This window comes from Frigoribacterium sp. AC512 (genome assembly GCF_979258295.1).
Genome location: NZ_OZ409850.1, coordinates 1,696,898 through 1,716,023 on the forward strand (window position 1 = coordinate 1,696,898; position 19,126 = coordinate 1,716,023).

The window sequence follows — 19,126 nt, forward strand, 5'->3', positions numbered from 1 at the left end:
ACCGGTGTCGGCGAGGTAGTCGCCGGGTGCCGGTGCGGCCGAGCGCGGCGACGCGGAGGTCTCCGAGCTGGTGACAGAGGAGGCGGTGGACGAGGAGGCGGGGGTCGTCACTTGACGGATCCTTCCGTGAGGCCGCCGCGCCAGAAGCGCTGGAGGACGACCATGGCGATGACCAGCGGGATGATCGACAGCAGCACGCCGCCGGTCGTCAGCTGGTAGAACTCGGGCAGCCGGTCGGTCTGGCTGAGCCAGTTGTTGAGGCCGAGCGTGACGGGGAACTTGTCGACGTCGCTCAGCATCACCAGCGGCAGGAAGTAGTTGTTCCAGATGCCGACGAGCTGGAACAGGAACACCGTGACGAGCGCGGGCGTGAGGATGCGCAGCCCCAGGGTGTGGAAGATGCGCAGCTCGCTCGCGCCGTCGAGGCGGGCGGCCTCCATCAGTGACGTGTCGACCGTGGCCTGGGCGTAGATGCGGCAGAGGAACAGGCCGAACGGCGACACCAGCGACGGCAGCAGGACGCTCCAGTAGGTGTTCGCGAGGCCCATCTGGCTGAACAGCAGGAAGAGCGGCAGCGCCGTCGCGGTGCCGGGCACCAGCACGCCGCCGAGGATCGTGCCGAAGACGGCGTTGCGCCCACGGAACTCGTACTTGGCGAGGGCGTAGCCGCCGGCCGCGGCGAAGTACGTCGCGATCAGGGCGCCGACCCCGGCGTAGAGCACCGAGTTGCCGAGCCAGCGGAGGAAGATCCCGTCGCCGTAGGTGAGCACCTGGCCGAGGTTGTCCCAGAGCGCGAAGGTCGGCGCGAACCAGAAGCCGAAGGTGCCGAACAGGTCGCCGGTGGTCTTCGTCGCGGCGACCACGACCCAGTAGACCGGGATGAGGAAGTACAGCGCGACGACGACCAGCACGGCCGTGACGATGATGGTGGAGGCGCGACTGCGGCCCGCGGACCGGTCCGGCCCGGACTCTCGGGAGCGGCGGGCGGCGGAACGACCGTCGCCGCGCCTCCGGCCCTGACCGGCCGTGACGATGGACTCGGTGTCGGTGGGCTGCTCGGCGATCGAGGCGCTCGTCGCAGCGCCCGAGGTGCGGGGGCTCATGCGGACTTCCTGTTCGTGATGGTGAGGAACACGATCGAGAGCGTGAAGGCGACGAGCGCGATCAGCACCGACTGAGCCGCGGCGACGTTGTAGTCGTTGTAGGCGAACGCCGTCGTGTAGGCGCTGAGGTTCGGCGTGTACTGGCTGTCGATGGCCGGTGCGACCCGCTGCAGCACCTGGGCCTCGGCGAAGAGCTGCAGGGTGCCGATGATCGAGAACACGGCGGTGAGCAGCAGGGCCGGGCGGATCAGCGGCAGCTGGATGCTCGTCGCGACCCGCAGGGCCGACGCCCCGTCGACCTTGGCGGCCTCGTACAGCTCGACCGGGATCGACTTCAGCTGCGCGATGATGATCAGCATGTTGTAGCCGGTGTAGCTCCACGTGACGATGTTGGCGATCGACCAGAGCACCGTGTTCGCGCCGAGGAAGTCGGGCGAGACGCCGAAGACCTCGGCCACGTCGATGATCGGGCTGAGGCCCGGCACGTAGAGGAACGACCAGAGGATGGTCGCGATGACGCCGGGAACGCCGTACGGCAGGAAGTACGCGGCACGGAAGACGCCCGGCCACTTGGCCGAGGCCGACTCGAGCAGCAGCGCGAGCACCGTGCAGAGGATCAGCATGACCGGCACCTGGACGATGCCGAACAGGAACATCCGGCCGATGGACGCGACGAAGTTCGGGTCGCCGATCACCTGGGCGTAGTTGTCGAAGCCGGCGAACTCGGTGACGACCCCGGCCTCGCCGAAGAGACCGCCGCGGGTCACCTTCGTGAAGCTCGACACGAGCGCCATGAGGATCGGGACGATGAAGGTCAGCAGGAACAGCGCGAGGAACGGGAAGAGCAGCACCCAGGGGGCGCGCTTGACCGCGCCGGACGACGCGCTCTTCCTGCGGGTGGCGTCGCCGCCTCCGTCGCGACCCCGGCCGGGTGCCGTGGCGCGCGTGGCCGCCGCGGTCTCGGGACGCGTCTCCATCCCGGCGCTCATGCGCTCGCCTTGCGGATCGAGAGGCCCTTGGCCTGCATCACCGAGATGATGTCCTTCTCGGCCTGCGCGACGGCGTCGACGAGCGTGCCGCCCGAGGCCTTGCCGCGGAAGCCGTCGCTGAGGATGTTGAACGACTGCTGCGTGACGGGCCACCAGCTCCAGTCCTGGTTCTGGCTGGATTCCTTCGTGGCGGGCACGAACACCTCCTGGTTGTAGTTCTGGCCGCTGAAGAAGGCGCTCGGCTTCTCACGGAGCGTGCCGACCACGTCCACGGCCGGCGACCAGCCGATGCCGCAGAACTCGATCAGGGCGTTGACGCCCTCGGGCGTGGTCGTCATCCAGACGGCGAACTCGAGCGCCTCCTGCGGGTGCTGGCTGTTCGCGAGGATCGCGGCGGTCGAGCCGCCGAGGAAGCTCGAGGCGTAGCCCGAGTCCCAGGTCGGCAGGGGCGCGACCTTCCACTTGCCCTCGGCGCCGCTGACGCCCTCGATCAGGGCGTCGCCCCACGAGCCGGTCGCGACGGAGGCGATCTTCCCGTCCGCCGCGGCCGAGAACCAGGCCGGCGTGTAGGCGCCGTAGGCGGTGGTGACGATGCCGTCGTCGATCGCCTCGTCGAAGAAGGCGGCGACCTTGAGGGTCGCCTCGTCGGTCATGTCGATGACCCAGCCGTCCTCCTCCGCGGTGAACCAGGAGGCGCCGGCCTGCGTCGCGTACGCGGCGAACGGCGAGGCGTCGGCGAGGGGGAACGAGTCCATCAGCACGCCCGCGCCCTTGAGCTCGGCGCCGACGGCCGCCCACTCGTCCCAGGTGGCGGGCACGGCCGCGCCGACCTGGTCGAGGACGCCGGGCTGGTAGAACATGCCCATCGGGCCGCTGTCCTGCGGCACGGCGTAGATGCCGCCCGTGTAGCTGACCTGGTTCCAGAGCGTGGGGTCGTAGAGCTCCTCGTACTTCTCCGCGCCGTAGCGCTTGAGGTCGACGACGCCGTTGGCGAGCAGGAACTCGGGCAGCGAGCGCAGCTCGACCTGGGCGATGTCGGGCCCGGCCCCCGCCGCGAGCGCCGAGTACAGCTTCTGGTACCCGCCCGCGTTGCCGCCGGGGATGAACACGGTCTCGACGTGCACGCGGTCCTGGCTCTTGTTGTAGAGGTCGGTCACCTGGTCGAGGCCCTTGAGCCAGGCCCAGTACTCGAGGCGGACTTTGCCGGCGGCCGGCGGGATGGTCGGCAGGGTGTTGACCGAGGTCGTGCCGGGCGTGGCGCAGCCGGCGAGGACGGCGGCGGCGGACGCGCCGAGGCCGAGGCTCAGCAACTGCCGACGACTGAGAGGACTCATCAGGACTCACTTCGTTGTGGACGGGACGAGACCGACCGTAACACGGCTTTTCGAGTGGTCGCTCGAAATTGACGCCGAGAACGACACCGAGGAGGCGCGGATCGTCGTAGGCTCCCGGTCATGACCGAAGGCGCTCCCGTGACGACCCGTGGCCGCGGCGCTCGCGGCGGCCGACGCGGCCCGTACGCGAAGTCCGCCGAGCGGCGGTCCGCCATCGTCGAGGCGGCGTTCGAGGTGTTCACGGCGCACGGCTACCAGGGCGGGTCGCTGCAGCGCGTCGCCGACCGGGTGGGCATGAGCCAGACGAGCCTGCTGCACTACTTCCCGTCGAAGAGCGACCTGCTGCTCGAGGTGCTCCGTCGCCGCGACCAGATGTCGAGCGGTGACTTCGTGCGGGGGGACGGCGCGCAGCTCGCGGGCGACGTCGAGCGCCAGGCTCGGTACAACGAGGGCGTGCCCGGGCTGATCGGCCTCTACGCGGTCCTGTCGGGCGAGGCGGTGACCGAGGGCAACCCCGGCCGCACCTACGTCACGGAGCGGCTCGCCGGCCTGCGACGGGACTACGCCGCGGACTTCCGCGCGCTGGCCGAGGTCGGCCGGCTGCGCGAGGGCGTGGACCCCGACCGGGCGGCCGCCGGGCTCGTCGGGCTGTGGGACGGCGTGCAGCTGCAGTGGCTGCTCGCCCCGGACGAGGTCGACGTGCCGCGGCTGCTGCGCGACTACCTCGACCTCGTGATCCTGCCGGCCGCAGCCGACGACGGGACCGAGCCCGCGCCTCCTCCGTCCTGAACGGCCTGGCGGGCCCGACGCGTCGGGGTCACTCGGGGAGCGCGGCCTGCCCCTCGCGCTCGTCTCCGGCGACGCCGGCCCGGAGGCCCTCGCCGCGGAAGAACGCGGGGCGCAGCCGGGCGTTGACCAGCATCACCACGACGCCGCCCACCAGGATGGTCACGCCGAGCAGGAACACGAGGCCGACCCCGCCGATCTGCGAGCCGCTGCCGTAGTCCGGGTCCATGCTGTCGATCAGCGTCGTGACGAAGAGCACGGCGAGGATGAGCCCGCCGACGCCGGGAGCGACGATCTGGAAGAACAGGTTGCGAGCGCCGGTGCGCCACTGGTGCCGGAAGTACCAGACGCACGCGAAGGCCGTCAGCCCGTAGTAGAAGCAGATCATCATGCCGAGGGTCGTGATGGTGTCCCAGAGGACGTCCTCGCTGATGAAGCGCATCACCGCGTAGAAGACGCTGGCGACGACGGCGGAGGCGAGGGTCGCGTACCCGGGGGTGAAGAAGCGCGGCGAGACGCGGGCGAACTTCGGCGACAGCGCGCCGTAGTGCCCCATGGCGAGCAGCGTGCGGGCCGGCGACACGAAGGTCGACTGCAGGGAGGCGGCGGAGCTGCTCAGCACCGCCAGCGACATGAGGATCGCGAGCGGCCCGAGCACAGGCCCGGCGAGCGCCGAGAACGCGTTGCCCTGGATGCCGGGGTTGCCGAGCCCGACCCCCTCGTCGCCGAGGCCCGCGAAGGTCATGGAGGCGAGCGAGACGAGCAGGTACACCAGCACGATGATGACGACGGTGAGGGTGGCGGCCCGGCCGGGCGTCGTCCGCGAGCCGCTCGTCTCCTCGGACATCGTCAGCGTGACGTCCCAGCCCCAGAAGATGAAGATCGACAGCGACAGCCCCGCGGCGAAGGCCGAGAAGGTCGGCACCGTCAGCGGGTTGAACCAGTCGAGCGAGATCGCCGTGGCGTCGAACGCCGAGCCGCCGCCCACCCGGACGAAGGCGACGATCGCGAAGCCGACCAGCACGAGCAGCTGGAACCCGACGAGCCAGTACTGCACCTTCTGGGTGGTCTGCATGTCGCGGTACGAGATGACGGTCGCCCCGGCCATGAAGGCCAGGCAGGTGACGACGTTGATGAGCGGGTTCGTCGCCAGGTCGGCGATCGACGGATCCGAGAACACCTGCCCGAGCAGCAGGTAGAAGAAGTCGACGGCGATGCCCGCGAGGTTGCTCAGCACCACGATCGTCGCCACCACCAGGCCCCAGCCGGCCATCCAGCCGACCCACGGGCCGAAGGCACGGACGCCCCAGGTGAACGAGGTGCCGCTGTCGGGCATCGCGCTGTTCAGCTCGCGGTAGCCGAACGCGACGAGCAACATCGGGATGAACCCGACGAGGAAGATCGCGGGCAGGTGCGTGCCGACCTGCGCGATGGTCGGGCCGAGCGCCCCGGTCAGCGTGTAGGCGGGCGCGATGCACGAGATGCCGATGACGACGGCGCCGATCAGGCCGACGCTGCCGGCGCTCAGGCCCTTCGACGACAGGGTCTGGTCGGCGGCGACGCCGGATTTCTTGAGGATGCTCACGGGGTGGTCCCTTCGGGGTGGGCGCCGCCCGGGGCGACGCCGGTCCAGGTCGTGCGGGCATCGTGGTCACGAGGAACCACCACGAGGGGGACGGGGACGCCGCGCACGATCTTCGCGGCGACGCTCCCGAGGAACAGGCGGCGGGGCTGGGCCAGACGACTCGAGCCGACGAGGGCGAGCTCGTCGTCGCTCCAGGTGAGGGCGTCGATCGCGTCGGCGATCCTCGGGCCCGGAGCGATCTCGACCGTGACGTCGAGGTCGGCGGGGACGCTGTCGAGTGCGATGTCGCGCATCCGCTCCGCGTGCTCGCGTGCCTCGTCGTGCAGGGCGCGCTCGCGGTCGTCTCGGTCGCGGCGCTCGCCGTCCCCGACGGAGTCGAGCGGCACGAGCGAGACGAGCCTCAGCGGGACGCGCGCCGCCGCGGCCGTGGCCACCGCGGTGTCGACGACTGCGCGGGCGCCGGCCCGGGTGCCGACCGCAGCCGTCACGCTGCCGAAGCTCCGGACGCCGCGCTCGGCGAACCCGGCGGGGGCGATCGCCACGGGCACGGGCGCGGAGTGCACGAGGACTCCCCCGACGCTGCCGAGGTGCAGCCGGCCGAACGTGCCCTCCTTGCCGGCGCCGATCACGATCGCGTCGGCCCCGAGGTCGGCGGCGGCCGCGACCAGGCCCTCGGCGAAGGTCTCGGCCCTGACGAGGTGCGTCGTGGACGTGACGCCGGCCGGGACCTCGGCCGCCGCCTCCTGCAGCCAGCCCTCGGCGAGGTCGTCGAGGTGCCGCTCGTAGCTGGGGGCTGTGGGGACGAGGGAGGCGCGGCCCCGGTCGTGCAGGACCATCACGAGGTCGAGGCGCACGCCGAGCGTGTGCGCGAGGGCCGTGCCGAGGGCCAGGGCGTCGTGCCCCGCGGGGGTGTCAAGGTACCCGACGACCACGCTCCTCACGAGGCGGCCGCTCCGGCGTCGGCGTGCTCGGGCTGGCCTGCGGACGCGGCCTGCACGGAGCCGTCGGCGTGCGCGTCGCGCTCCGCGAGGATCTCGGCCGCGACGTCGCGCCCGACGCGGATCGCGCCGTCGACGTGCTGGAACCCCTCCGCTGCGATGTCGCTCGACGAGAACCGGATCGGCCCGACGGGCACGCGCTGGTCGTGGCCCCAGCGCGAGAGGCCGCCGAGGTCGAAGCTCGTCGCGTACGCGCCGCCGGTCCACTCGTCGCTGGCCCAGTCGCTCTCGAAGTAGACGACCGGCTCGGTCGCCTGCTCGCCGTAGTACGACGCCAGCGACGCGAGGATCGCCGTACGCCGCTCGTCGGCCGGCAGGGCGAGGAGGCGGTCGGCCTTCTCGTCGCTCACGAAGCCGACCAGGGTGCCCCGCGGGTCGCCGTGGTTCGAGTTGTCGTACGCCTCGTGCACCACCTGGTACGGGCTGAAGGCCGTGCCCGAGAGACCGGCGTCGCGCCAGAACGGCGTCTCGTAGACGGCGTGCACCTTGATGACGAGGCCGAGGGAGACGTGCTGGTGCCACTGCTGGCGCAGGGCGGGCAGCGCCGGCAGGTACTCGATGCGCGAGTAGAGGTTGGGCGGCACGGCGACGACGGCCCAGCGGGCCGCCACGCGCAGCTCGGGAGTCGAGGCGACGACCCCGTCGGCCGACCACTCGAGCGTCTCGACCGGCTGGCCGAGGCGCACGGCGTCGCCGAGCTTCTCCGCGAGCGTCAGCGGGACCCGCTGCAGGCCGCCCACGACACGCTTGTCGAGGATGAAGTCGGCGTCGACGAGGTTGCTGAAGCTGCCGGCGCTCGACGCCATCTGCAGCGCCTGGAGCAGCGAGAACGAGTGGGCGGGCTTCGTGAGCATCGCGTCGGCGATGAAGAGCGCGATGTTGGCGCGCGCCTCCGCGTCGTCGGACTGCTGCTCGAGCCAGGCCGAGAACGACACGTGGTCGAGCTCGGCGGCCCGCGGGTGCTCCCAGGGGGCCGCGACGTCGGTCTCGGCGACGAGCTCGTCCATCACGACGATGAGCCGCTCGATCTCGGCCTGCGTGTGCTCGGAGGCAGGGAAGATGTCGCCCGTGAAGCGCGACGCCGTGCCGTCGGCCGAGACGTAGACGCTCTCCCCCTCGCGCCACCGGGAGTACGTCTCGAGGCCGAGCTCGCCGAGCGTCGCGATCAGGGCCGTCTGGTCGGGCGACACCCACTGGCCGCCGAGCTCGAGCATCGCCCCGTCGATCGTCTCGGTGCGCAGCCGGCCGCCGACGCGGTCACGTGCCTCGAGCACGACCACGTCGAGGCCCGCCTCTCGCAGGTCGGCGGCCGCGGTCAGGCCGCTGGCCCCCGCGCCGATGACGACGACGTCGCAGGTGGTGGTGTCGGTCATGGGGTGGTCTCCGTCGCTGGTGCGGGCACCGGGTGGTGCCGGGTGAGTGTGGGGGTCGGGCTCGGCCGGGCCTGGCCCGGCCCGGCCGGGGCGGTCAGGACGAGGCGCGCGGCGAGGCGTGCGCGCTCATCACGTGCTTGACCCGGGTGTAGTCCTCGAGGCCGTAGGCGCTGAGGTCCTTGCCGTATCCGGAGCGCTTGAACCCGCCGTGCGGCATCTCGGCGGCGAGCGGGATGTGCGTGTTGATCCAGACGCAGCCGAAGTCCAGGTCGCGGGCGAAGCGCTCGGCCGTGGTGTGGCTGTCGGTCCAGACGCTCGAGGCCAGGGCGTAGGGCACGCCGTTGGCCAGGGCCAGCGCCTCGTCCGCCGTGCCGAACGACTGCACGGTGAGCACCGGGCCGAACACCTCGGCCTGCACGACGTCGTCGTCCTGCCGCACGCCCGTGACTATCGTCGGCGCGAAGTGGAAGCCCGTCCCGCCGACGCGGTGCCCGCCCGTCGCCACGGTCGCGTGCGCGGGCAGCGCCTCGACGACGGCCTGGACCGCGGCGAAGTGCCGCCCGTTGTTGAGGGGGCCGTAGGAGGCGCCCTCCCCGGCGTCGGGACCGGTCGTCGTCGCCTCCGCGGCGCGCACCAGTGCGGCGACGAGGTCGTCGTGGACCGACTCGTGCACGATGACGCGGGTCACCGCGGTGCAGTCCTGGCCGGCGTTGAAGAAGGCCGCCTCCGCGATCTGGGGGGAGACCACGTCGACGTCGACGTCGGGGAACACGACGGCGGGAGCCTTGCCGCCGAGCTCGAGGTGCACCCGGGCCACTCGGTCGGCGGCGGAGGTCGCGACGGCCACGCCGGCGCGCACCGATCCCGTGATGGCGACCAGCCCGGGCACGGGGTGCTCGACGAGGGCCTGGCCCGTGCTCGCGTCGCCGAGCACGACGTTGAGCACGCCGTCCGGCAGGATCCCCTTCGTCAGGGAGGCGAGCACGAGCGTCGACTCGGGCGTCGTGTCGCTCGGCTTCAGCACCACGGTGTTGCCCGCGGCGAGGGCGGGTGCGATCTTCCAGATGGCCATCATGAGGGGGTAGTTCCACGGCGTGACCTGGGCGACGACGCCGATCGGCTCGCGGCGCACCGACGAGGTGAGCCCGTCGAGGTACTCCCCCGAGGCGATGCCGTCGAGCCGGCGGGCGGCGCCGGCGAAGAAGCGCACCTGGTCGGCGCCGACCGCGACCTCCTCCGCGGCGATGATCGCCTTCGGCTGCCCCGTGTCCCGGTGCTGCGCCTCGACGAGCTCGTCGCTGTGCGCGTCGAGGGCGTCGGCGAGCGCGAGCAGCGCGGCCTGGCGCACCGACGGCGTGCTGCGGCTCCAGCCGGGGAACGCCCGGGCCGCGGCCTGCACCGCCGCGTCGACGTCGGCCGCGTCGCTCACGGGCGAGACGGCGACGACCTGCTCGGTGACGGGCGAGACCACGTCGATCGTCGCGGTGCCGTGGGCGTCGACGTACCGGCCGTCGACGAAGTTCTGCAGGGTCGCCATGGTGTCCTCTCGGTGGTGCTCGGTGCTGGTGCCGTGGTGCTCGGTGCTGGTGCCGTGGTGCTCGGGGCCGTGCTGGTCGGGTCGCGTCGGGCTCAGCCGTCGGGCTGCAGCGCGTAGGTCGTGTCGAGGTACTCGTGGATGCCCTCGCTGCCGCCCTCGCGCCCGAGGCCCGAGTGGCCGACCCCGCCGAACGGGGCCGCGGCGTTCGAGACCAGGCCGGTGTTGACGCCCAGCATGCCGGTGCGGAGCCGACCGAGCATGCGTCGCCCACAGGCCAGGTCGGTCGTGAAGAGGTAGGCGACGAGGCCGTATGGGGTGTCGTTGGCGAGCCGGACGGCGTCGTCCTCGTCGCGGAACGTCGTGACGGCGGCGACCGGGCCGAAGATCTCCTGGTGCATCAGGTCGGCGTCGCGGGGCACGTCGGCCAGGACGGTCGGCGCGAAGAACGAGCCGGGGCCGCCCGGCGCCGAGCCGCCCGTGACGACGCGGGCGCCCCGGGCCACGGCGTCGGCGACGAGCCGCTCGCAGGTCGCGACGGCGCGGTCGTCGATCAGCGGGCCGAGCCTCGTCCCGTCGGCCGTGCCGGGCCCGACGACCATCGCCTCGACGCGCTCGGCGAGGCGGCGCGTGAACTCGTCGGCGACCCGTTCGTGCACGAGCAGGCGGTTGGCCGCCGTGCAGGCCTGCCCGCCGTTGCGGAACTTCGCGAGCATCGCCCCGTCGACGGCAGCGTCGAGGTCGGCGTCGGCCATCACGACGAAGGGGGCGTTGCCGCCGAGCTCCATCGAGGTCCGGAGCACGTTCTCGGCCGCCTGCGCGATCAGCACCCGGCCGACTGCGGTCGAGCCGGTGAACGAGAGCTTCCGGAGGCGCGGGTCGGCGAGCAGGGGCCCGGTCACCCCGGCCGCGTCCGTCGTGGTCAGCACGGTGACGACGCCGTCGGGGACGCCGGCCTCGCGCAGCAGCTCGGCGAAGGCGATCGTCGTGAGCGGCGTCAGCTCGGCCGGCTTCACGACGACCGTGCAGCCGGCAGCCAGGGCAGGCGCGATCTTGCGGGTCGCCATGGCGAGCGGGAAGTTCCACGGGGTCACGAGGTAGCTCGGCCCGACGGGCCGGTGCGTGACGGTCATGGTGCCGGTGCCCTCGGGGACGGGACCGTACCGGCCCTGGACGCGCACCGCCTCCTCGGAGAACCAGCGGAGGAACTCGCCGCCGTAGGCGACCTCGCCGCGGGCCTCGGCCAGGGGCTTGCCCATCTCGAGCGACATGAGCAGGGCGAACGACTCGCGCCGCTCGACGAGGAGGTCGAAGGCCCGGCGCAGGGTCTCCCCGCGGACGCGCGGCGGCGTGGCGGCCCACCCGTCTGCGGCGGCCACCGCCCGGTCGAGGGCGTGGAGCGCGTCGTCGGGCCCCTGGTCGACGACCCTCGCGAGGATCTCGCCGGTCGCCGGGTCGTGCACGGGGAAGGTGGGGACGCGGCCGAGCTCGGTGGCCGGGGCCGCTGCGGCGGCTGCACCGTCGTCGCTCTCACGCACGAGCGCGACCACGTGTGCGGGGAACTCCGGCAGGGCTGCCGCGTCGGGCCGCGTCGTCCGCGCAGCCGTCGACACGTCGGTCATCAGGCCGACCCGAGTGCGGCGGCGACGACGTCGAGGCCGTCGTGCAGCAGCGCGTCGTCGATGGCGAGCGGCGGGAGGAACCGGATCACGTTGCCGAAGGTGCCGCAGGTGAGGACGATGACGCCCTCGGCGTGGCAGGCCGCGGCGACCCGGCCGGTGAGGGCGGCGTCGGGCTCGCCGGTGAGCGGGTCGACGAGTTCGATCGCGATCATCGCGCCTCGGCCGCGGACGTCGCCGATGCGCGGGTCGCCCTGCTGCAGGTCGCGCAGGCGGCCGAGCAGCAGGTCGCCGATGGCGGCCGCGCGCTCGAGCAGCCCGTCGTGCTCGAACGACTCGATGGCCGCGAGGGCGGCGGCGCAGGCGATCGGGTTGCCGCCGTAGGTGCCGCCGAGGCCGCCGACGTGGGGCGCGTCCATGATCTCGGCGCGGCCGGTGACGGCCGAGAGCGGCAGCCCGCCCGCGATGCCCTTCGCCGTGACGACCAGGTCGGGCACGACGCCCTCGTGCTCGCTGGCGAACATGCGGCCGGTCCGGGCGAAGCCGGTCTGCACCTCGTCGGCGATGAACACGACGTCGTTCTCGCGGCACCAGGCGACGATCGCGGGGAGGAACCCGGGCCCCGGCACGATGAAGCCGCCCTCGCCCTGGATCGGCTCGATGACGACGGCGGCGAGGTTCGCGGCGCCGACCTGTTTCTCGATCTGCGAGATCGCGCGAGCCGCGGCCTGCGGCCCGTCGAGCCCCGCGTCCCGGTACGGGTACGACAGCGGGGCGCGGTAGATCTCGGGGGCGAAGGGCCCGAAGCCGCTCTTGTAGGGCATCGACTTGGCGGTGAGCGCCATCGTCAGGTTCGTGCGGCCGTGGTAGGCGTGGTCGAAGGCCACGACGGCGGACTTCCGCGTGTACGACCGTGCGATCTTGACGGCGTTCTCGACCGCCTCCGCGCCGGTGTTGAACAGCGCCGAGCGCTTGTCGTGGTCGCCGGGCGTGAGCCGGTTGAGGGCTTCGCAGACCTCGACGTAGCCGTCGTAGGCCGTGATCATGAAGCAGGAGTGCGTGAAGCGCTGCACCTGCTCGACGACCGCCTCGACGACGCCGGGGGCCGAGTTGCCGACGCCGGTCACCGCGATGCCCGAGCCGAGGTCGATCAGGGTGTTGCCGTCGACGTCGACGAGCACTCCCCCGCCTGCCGCCTCCGTGAACACGGGCAGCGAGACGCCGACGCCCGCGGCGACCGCGCCGCGCTTGCGCTCCATCAGCTCGCGGCTGCGCGGGCCGGGCACCTCGGTGACGAGACGGCGGCGCTGCTCGAGGCCGGGGCCTCCGCGCGGGGTGGTGACTGTGTTGCTCGACATGCAGGCGCTCCTTCGACGTTGCGGCGACTCTAGGGAGCCGGGGCGCACCTCCTCGACCGACAGTTCGTCGCATGTTCACCTCCGGTCTGCCAGACCGGCAGGCCGGTGCTAGGTTCGGCGCGTGCGCCCCACCGTCCGAGCCCTCGTCCGACAGGCTCCTCTCGACCTGCGACTCCTCGACCCGACCACGCGCACCGACGAGCCGCTCTCGTGGGTGCACAGCTCCGACCTCGTCGACCCGTCGCCCTTCGTCGCCGCCTCGACCATGTTGCTGACGACCGGCAGCCAGTTCGGCGTCGACGCGACGCAGGACGACTACGACGCCTGGGTCGGCCGGGTCGTCGGCGCGGGCGTGGTCGCCCTCGGGTTCGGTGCCGGCGTGCACCGGCCCGACACGCCCGTCGAGCTCGTGCTCGCCGCCTCGGCCCGCGGGGTGCCCGTCGTCGAGGTCCCCTGGCGCACCCCCTTCATCGCCGTCGCCCGCTGGGCGGCCGACCAGCTGGCCGAGGAGGCGCGCGACCGCGACCGCTGGACGCTGCGGGCCCAGCGCGCCGTCTCCGTCGCGGCCATCGGCGACGGCGGGCTGGACGCCGTGCTGCGGGTGCTCGGCGAGCAGCTCGGCGGGTCGGTGGTGCTGCACGGGACGGATGCCGCGGCCGACCACGGGCAGGTCGACCAGGGGCAGGTCGAAGCCGAGGTCGCACGGCTCCTGCGCCGCGGGGCCCGGGCCGGCAGCACCGTGACCGTCGCCGGGGCCGTGGTGTCGCTGCAGACCCTCGGCCGACGGGACGGCCTCCGCGGCGTCCTCGCCGTCCGCACCCCCGCCGAGCTCGACACGGCCGCCCGCGCCGTCCTCACCAGCGTGGTCGCCCTCGCCGAGGTCACCCTCGAGCGCGACGTCGCCCGGCTGCGCGGGCAGCGCGAGCTCTGGCGGCAGGTCTGGTCGCTGCTGGTGGCGGGGCAGGTCGAGGTGGCACGGTCCATCACGCGGTCGGTCGGGGTGGGGATCGCCGCGGGACCGGTCGTCGTGGCCCTCGCCGCGCCTCCTCGTGACTCGCCCGACCGCGCGACCGAGGCCGTCGAGCGGCTCGCCGCCGGTCGGCCCGACGTCTTCGTCGCGCTCGTCGACGGGAGGATCGCCGTGCTCGCCGCCGAGAGCGCCGTCGACCTGCCCGCGCTCGCCGCCGCCCACCGCCTGCGGATCGGCGTCTCGGACGTCACCGACCTCGACCACCTCGCCGGCGCCGCGGCACAGGCCGGGCGCGCCCTCGCCGTCGCGACCTCGTCGGCCGAGGAGTCGGTGGTCACCTGGGCGAGCCTCGCCGCCGGCGGCCTCGTGGCCGCGCTCTGGTCCGACGGAGCCGCCGAGCTCGCGTCGTCCCGCCTCGCCCCCGTGGCCGCACTGCCCGACGGAGACGAGCTGCTCGCCTGCTGCCGCACGTGGCTCGAGCACAACGGCGCGTGGGATCCCGCCGCCCGGAGCCTCGGCCTGCACCGCCACAGCCTCCGCGCGCGGGTGTCCAAGGTCGAGTCCGCCCTGGGGCTGCCGCTCGACGGCTTCGCCGGGCGGGCCGAGCTGTGGGCCCTGCTGCAGGCCGCGGGCGCAGGGGGCGGCACCGGGCTTCGCTGACGGTGGCCCGTGACAGCATGGCCGGATGACGACGAACAGCAGCGCGGCGAGCACCTCGACCGCCCCTCCCGCACCGACCGACCGTGACACGGCGACCGAGATCGACGCCGAGGCGCTCGAGCTGCTGCGGGCCCTGACCGGCCGTGACGACGCCGTGTTCCACGACGGCCAGCTCGAGGCGATCCGGGCGCTCGTCGCCGACCGTCGTCGCGCCCTCGTCGTGCAGCGCACCGGCTGGGGCAAGTCGGCCGTCTACTTCATCGCGACCCTCCTGCTCCGCCGCCGGGGCGGCGGGCCGACCCTCCTGGTCTCGCCGCTCCTCGCCCTCATGCGCGACCAGGTGGCCGCGGCGAGCCGCGCCGGCGTGCGCGCGGTCGCGGTCAACTCCGCGAACGCGCACGAGTGGTCCGACGTGCAGCAGGCCCTCGCCGCCGACGAGGTCGACGTGCTGCTCGTCTCGCCCGAGCGGCTCAACAACCCGCGGTTCCGCGACGAGCAGCTGCCGGTGCTGGTCGCCCGCCTCGGCATGCTCGTCGTCGACGAGGCGCACTGCATCAGCGACTGGGGCCACGACTTCCGGCCCGACTACCGTCGGCTCGCCGACCTGATCCGCACCCTGCCGACGACGGTGCCCGTGCTGGCGACGACGGCGACCGCCAACGAACGGGTCGTCGCCGACGTCGAGGAGCAGCTGACTGCGGGGCCGGACGACCAGGTGCTGACCATCCGCGGCTCGCTCGCCCGCGCCTCCCTGCGGCTCGGCGTGCTGACGCTGCCGACCTCGCGCGACCGGCTCGGCTGGCTGCTCAGCCACCTCGACGACCTGCCGGGCAGCGGCATCATCTACACGCTCACCGTCTCGGCGGCCGACGACACGGCCCGGCTGCTGCGCGAGGCAGGGCACGCGGTGCGCTCGTACTCGGGCCGTACCGACAACGAAGAGAGGGAGGCGCTCGAGGGCCAGCTGAAGCGCAACGAGCTCAAGGCGCTCGTCGCCACCAGCGCCCTCGGCATGGGCTTCGACAAGCCCGACCTCGGCTTCGTGGTGCACCTCGGGGCGCCGTCGTCGCCCGTCGCCTACTACCAGCAGATCGGCCGCGCGGGGCGCGCGACCGACAACGCCGACGTGCTGCTTCTGCCCGGCACGGAGGACGCCGAGATCTGGCAGTACTTCGGGACCGCCTCCATGCCGTCCGAGGCCCGCGCCTCGGCGGTCCTCGCCGAGCTCGGCGACACGCCGCTGTCGACGCCGGCGCTCGAGGCCCGGGTCGACGTCAAGCGCTCGCCGCTCGAGCTGATGCTCAAGGTCCTCGACGTCGACGGCGCCGTCTCGCGCGTGCAGGGCGGCTGGGTCAGCACGGGTCGACCCTGGGTCTACGACGCTGAGCGCTACGGGCGCATCGGCGAGGCGCGGGTCGCCGAGCAGCAGTCGATGATCGCCTACGAGCGAGCCACGACCTGCCGCATGCAGATGCTCCAGCTCGACCTCGACGACCCTGCCGCCGCGCCCTGCGGGCGGTGCGACGTCTGCGCCGGCGCCTGGTACCCGAGCGAGATCGGCGGCGAGGCCGCGGCGTCGGCCTCGACCTCCCTCGACCGGGTCGGCGTCGAGATCGAGCCGCGGGCCCAGTGGCCGACGGGCGCCGATCGGGCCGGCGTGCCCGCCAAGGGCAAGATCGCCGAGGGCGAGCGCGTCGAGACCGGCCGCGCCCTGGCCCGCCTCACCGACCTCGGCTGGGGCACGACGCTGCGCCAGGTCTTCGCGGCGGGCGCCGAGGACGCACCGCTCACCAAGGCGCTGCTCGACGGGGTGGTCCGCGTGCTCAAGGAGTGGCCGTGGGCCGAACGTCCGGTCGGCGTCGTGGCGATGCCGTCGGCGTCACGCCCTCAGCTGGTCGGCTCGCTCGCCGAGGCGATCAGCACGGTGGGGCGCCTTCCCCTGCTCGGCTCGCTCAGCCCGACGCGACCGTCAGCCGGTCGAGGCAGCGGAGGAGGCGGCAACAGCGTCTACCGGCTCGCCGACGTCTGGCAGGCGGTCGAGGTCGGTCCCGAGCTGGCGGCCGCGCTGGCCGAGGTCTCGGGGCCCGTGCTGCTCGTCGACGACCTCGTCGACAGCCGCTGGACGATGACGACCGCCGGGCGCGAGCTGCGCCGGGCGGGGGCGTCGGCCGTGCTGCCGTTCTCGCTGGGCGTCGTGGGCTGAGGCTCGCTCGTCGCGGATCGTCGAAGGTCGTCGCGAACCGGCGAGGGCCGTCCGAGCCCGTCGGGGGCTGTCGGCCGGCGAGCTCAGCGCACCGACACCGCGTGCTCGTCCCAGCCCTCCGCGCCGTTGGGCGCGGGCGGCAGCTCGGCCTCCGACTGGACGGTCCCGTCGGCGCTCGTCGCGCGGACGCGCAGGGTGTGCCCGCCCGGCGACGCCGACCAGCGGTAGACCCACTGCACCCAGGTGTCGGGCGAGATCGACTCCGCCAGCTCGGCCTCGTCCCACGCGCCTCCGTCGACCTGCACCTCGACGCGCGAGACGCCCGTGTGCGGGTGCCAGGCGACCCCGGCGACGGCGACCGTGCCGGCGTCGACGGTCGTCCCGGCGGCAGGCACGTCGATGCGCGACTCGAGCTTCACCGGGCCGAGGGCGTCCCAGCCACGTGGGGTCCAGTAGCCCTCGGCGTCGGCGAAGCGGGTCACCTCGAGCTCGGTCACCCACTTGGTCGCCGAGACGTAGCCGAAGAGGCCCGGAACGACGAGGCGGGCGGGGAACCCGTGCTCCTGGGGCAGGGGCTCGCCGTTCATGCCGATCGCGAGCAGCGCCTCCGTGTCGTCGTCCTGCAGCACCTCGAGCGGCGTGCCCGCGGTGAAGCCGTCGATGCTGCGCGAGAGGACCATGTCGGCGCCCGCCTGCGGACGGGCCCGCGCGAGCAGCTCCCGGAGCGGGTAGCCGAGCCACAGCGCCGTGCCGATCAGCGTGCCGCCGACCTCGTTCGAGACGCAGCTGAGCGTGGCGGTGTGCTCGACGAGCGGCAGGGCGAGCACGTCCTCGAACGTGAGCACCACCTCCTCGTCGACCAGGCCGTGGATGCGCAGCGACCAGTCCGCGGGGTCGATGCCGGGCACCCGCAGGGCGGTGTCGATGCGGTAGAACTCGTCGTTCGGCGTGATGTACGACGTGAGTCCGTCGACGTCGAGCGAAGCGCCGGCGGGCACTGCCTCCTCGGCGGTCGCCGCGGCGGGCAGGCGCAGGGCCGCGCGCAGCTGCGTCACGTTCGCCCGCGTCGCGTTCCAGGCACGGGCGCCGGTGCCGAGCACGACCGAGGCGGCACCGGCCGCGCCCGCGAGCAGCACGAAGCTGCGGCGCTCCAGGCCGGGGCCGCGGAGGGGCGGCGCGGGCACCGAGGCCTCGGACCAGCCGGTGCGGGTCGTCGCCTGCCAGCGCGAGAGTCTCCGGACGAGAGCCGTGATGAGCAGCAGGGCGACGAGCATGCCGACGGCCGTGGGCACCCCGTCGATGCTCGACGAGTCGGCACGCGTGAGCACGGCGATCATCGCGAGCACTCCCCCGAGGCCGAAGACCACCTTGCCTGCCGGGGGCCGACGGAACTCGGCGATGCCCGCGCCCGCCGTGATGACGGCGAGCAGCACGCCCATGAGGGTGAAGAGCGCGATCTTGTCGCCGGTGCCGAAGAGGGCGACCATCGTGTCCTTGGCGACGGGAGGCGCCAGGTCGATCACCGCGGAGCCGACCGCGTAGAGCGGGCTGCCACCGGGGCCGGTCACGACGGCGGCGAGCTCGGCCGAGGCGAGGAACGCCGCCGCCGAGACGACGCCGGCGACCGCGGCCCAGCCCGAGGAGGCGCGGGTCGACATGCCCTCGCGGGTCTCTGTTGCAGGTGACTCGAGGCGCACGGACATGCAGTCAGGCTAGGCGGCGGCGCTCGGGATCCGCTGGGGCCGGACGAGGCGGCCGGGCGTCGGTCGTCGGCCTGCTGTCCGCCGTCGGCGGTCGGCGGTCACGTCCCGTCGCGGTCCCCCGTCGTCGGTCACTCGTCGTCGGTCACCCGTCGTCGGTCACTCGTCGTCGTCGACGAGGCTCTCCATCAGCTCGACGATGAACGCGACTGACGACTCGGACCCGGCGACTGGCTCGACGTCGTCGTCCGCGTCGACGACGAGCAGGGGGATGCCGGGGCCGATCACGAGCTGCGCCATGTGGGCCACGCCGCCGAGGCGCGCGGCGACCGGCACGCGGAAGGTGCGGTCGTCGTCGCTGAACTCCATGGCGGCGGCGAGCAGCACCTCGGCCAGCTCGTCGGTCACGATCAGTTCCTGGCCTGCGTAGAACAGCGTCTTCATGCCCGCCAGCCTACGGGCGCGGCGCGCGCGTGCCGTAGCCTCGGGCGCATGGCAGAGAAGCGAGCACCCCAGGTCGAGACCGGCGACGCAGACGTGACCCGCGCCTCCTTGGAGCTGTCGCTCCCGGTGTCGCTGCTGGCGGGCGTCGTGCGCCGCGCCGTGCAGTCGACCCCCGCGTTCTCGTTCACGTCGGCCGACGAGCAGGGCGCGCGGCTGATCCGCCGCTCGGCGACGGCGAGCGACGCCGACACGGTCCACCTCGTCTTCGAGGAGGCGGGCGCGGGCAGCCGCATCTCCGGCGAGGTGCACGCGCCGGCCGGCACCGTCGGCGTCAGCGTCAAGAAGCGCGACGCCGACACGATCGCGTTGTTCGACGCGATCGCCTCGGCGGCCGGGCCCTTCTAGCCCTCGACCTCGTCGGCCCGGGAACACGACGGCGGCCAGCCCCTTCGAGGAGGGACTGGCCGCCG

General features: G+C 73.3%; 15 protein-coding genes. 4 read left to right on the forward strand and 11 right to left on the reverse strand.

The genetic code is table 11. The annotated features are described in order from the left end of the window. Window positions 1-107 precede the first annotated feature (107 nt). Genes ACZZ97_RS07720 through ACZZ97_RS07730 form a run of 3 tightly spaced genes read right to left on the reverse strand, consistent with a single transcriptional unit; the run spans window position 108 to window position 3,426 of the window. Window positions 108-1,103 carry a carbohydrate ABC transporter permease gene (locus ACZZ97_RS07720; RefSeq protein WP_463472760.1) on the reverse strand — a complete coding sequence of 332 codons (996 nt, stop codon included), beginning with the start codon at window positions 1,101-1,103 and terminating at the stop codon, window positions 108-110. Then, complete coding sequence (locus tag ACZZ97_RS07725; RefSeq protein WP_314102494.1) at window positions 1,100-2,092, reverse strand: carbohydrate ABC transporter permease; 993 nt, start codon at window positions 2,090-2,092, stop codon at window positions 1,100-1,102. Before ACZZ97_RS07725 ends, ACZZ97_RS07720 begins: the two co-directional genes overlap by 4 nt. Next, window positions 2,089-3,426 (reverse strand): ABC transporter substrate-binding protein, encoded by a 1,338-nt coding sequence (locus tag ACZZ97_RS07730; protein WP_463472761.1) that lies wholly within the window; start codon window positions 3,424-3,426, stop codon window positions 2,089-2,091. The genes ACZZ97_RS07725 and ACZZ97_RS07730 overlap by 4 nt, the downstream gene beginning before the upstream one ends. 120 nt (window positions 3,427-3,546) lie before the next feature. Here ACZZ97_RS07730 and ACZZ97_RS07735 point away from each other — a divergent pair, with 120 nt between their 5' ends. Next, entirely contained in the window at window positions 3,547-4,215 is a 669-nt protein-coding gene (locus ACZZ97_RS07735; protein ID WP_463472762.1) for a TetR/AcrR family transcriptional regulator, read from the forward strand. A gap of 28 nt (window positions 4,216-4,243) precedes the next feature. Here ACZZ97_RS07735 and ACZZ97_RS07740 read toward each other — a convergent pair whose 3' ends face one another. The 6 genes from ACZZ97_RS07740 to gabT all read right to left on the reverse strand — a co-directional run bounded on the left by ACZZ97_RS07740 (window position 4,244) and on the right by gabT (window position 12,679). Beyond that, window positions 4,244-5,797: an APC family permease gene (locus ACZZ97_RS07740; RefSeq protein WP_463472763.1), complete on the reverse strand. Its 1,554-nt coding sequence runs from the start codon at window positions 5,795-5,797 to the stop codon at window positions 4,244-4,246. Continuing rightward, on the reverse strand, window positions 5,794-6,729 hold the full coding sequence (locus tag ACZZ97_RS07745; protein WP_463472764.1) for a universal stress protein: 936 nt from the start codon (window positions 6,727-6,729) through the stop codon (window positions 5,794-5,796). The genes ACZZ97_RS07740 and ACZZ97_RS07745 overlap by 4 nt, the downstream gene beginning before the upstream one ends. 5 nt (window positions 6,730-6,734) lie before the next feature. Further along, window positions 6,735-8,168, reverse strand: coding sequence for a flavin monoamine oxidase family protein (locus ACZZ97_RS07750; protein WP_463472765.1), 1,434 nt, complete (start codon window positions 8,166-8,168; stop codon window positions 6,735-6,737). Between the two features lie 94 nt (window positions 8,169-8,262). Beyond that, a complete protein-coding gene (locus ACZZ97_RS07755) occupies window positions 8,263-9,705 on the reverse strand; it encodes an aminobutyraldehyde dehydrogenase (RefSeq protein WP_463472766.1) in 1,443 nt (480 codons plus the stop codon). A gap of 92 nt (window positions 9,706-9,797) precedes the next feature. Continuing rightward, window positions 9,798-11,324: an NAD-dependent succinate-semialdehyde dehydrogenase gene (locus tag ACZZ97_RS07760; RefSeq protein WP_463472767.1), complete on the reverse strand. Its 1,527-nt coding sequence runs from the start codon at window positions 11,322-11,324 to the stop codon at window positions 9,798-9,800. After that, a complete protein-coding gene (gabT, locus tag ACZZ97_RS07765) occupies window positions 11,324-12,679 on the reverse strand; it encodes a 4-aminobutyrate--2-oxoglutarate transaminase (RefSeq protein ID WP_463472768.1) in 1,356 nt (451 codons plus the stop codon). The genes ACZZ97_RS07760 and gabT overlap by 1 nt, the downstream gene beginning before the upstream one ends. 121 nt (window positions 12,680-12,800) lie before the next feature. On the opposite strand from gabT, the gene ACZZ97_RS07770 reads away from it, so the two are divergent. After that, window positions 12,801-14,309 (forward strand): helix-turn-helix domain-containing protein, encoded by a 1,509-nt coding sequence (locus tag ACZZ97_RS07770; RefSeq protein WP_463472769.1) that lies wholly within the window; start codon window positions 12,801-12,803, stop codon window positions 14,307-14,309. 25 nt (window positions 14,310-14,334) lie between these two features. Then, on the forward strand, window positions 14,335-16,512 hold the full coding sequence (locus tag ACZZ97_RS07775) for a RecQ family ATP-dependent DNA helicase (RefSeq protein WP_463472770.1): 2,178 nt from the start codon (window positions 14,335-14,337) through the stop codon (window positions 16,510-16,512). Between the two features lie 83 nt (window positions 16,513-16,595). Here the strand turns inward: ACZZ97_RS07775 and ACZZ97_RS07780 are convergent, their stop codons facing one another. Together ACZZ97_RS07780 and ACZZ97_RS07785 are read right to left on the reverse strand one after the other, a co-directional pair. Next, on the reverse strand, window positions 16,596-18,215 hold the full coding sequence (locus ACZZ97_RS07780; RefSeq protein ID WP_463472771.1) for a molybdopterin-dependent oxidoreductase: 1,620 nt from the start codon (window positions 18,213-18,215) through the stop codon (window positions 16,596-16,598). A 156-nt stretch (window positions 18,216-18,371) separates the two neighbouring features. Continuing rightward, a complete protein-coding gene (locus tag ACZZ97_RS07785) occupies window positions 18,372-18,656 on the reverse strand; it encodes a hypothetical protein (RefSeq protein WP_463472772.1) in 285 nt (94 codons plus the stop codon). 48 nt (window positions 18,657-18,704) lie between these two features. Between ACZZ97_RS07785 and ACZZ97_RS07790 the strand changes: the two genes are divergently transcribed. Continuing rightward, on the forward strand, window positions 18,705-19,061 hold the full coding sequence (locus ACZZ97_RS07790; RefSeq protein ID WP_314103355.1) for a hypothetical protein: 357 nt from the start codon (window positions 18,705-18,707) through the stop codon (window positions 19,059-19,061). Window positions 19,062-19,126: the final 65 nt, after the last annotated feature.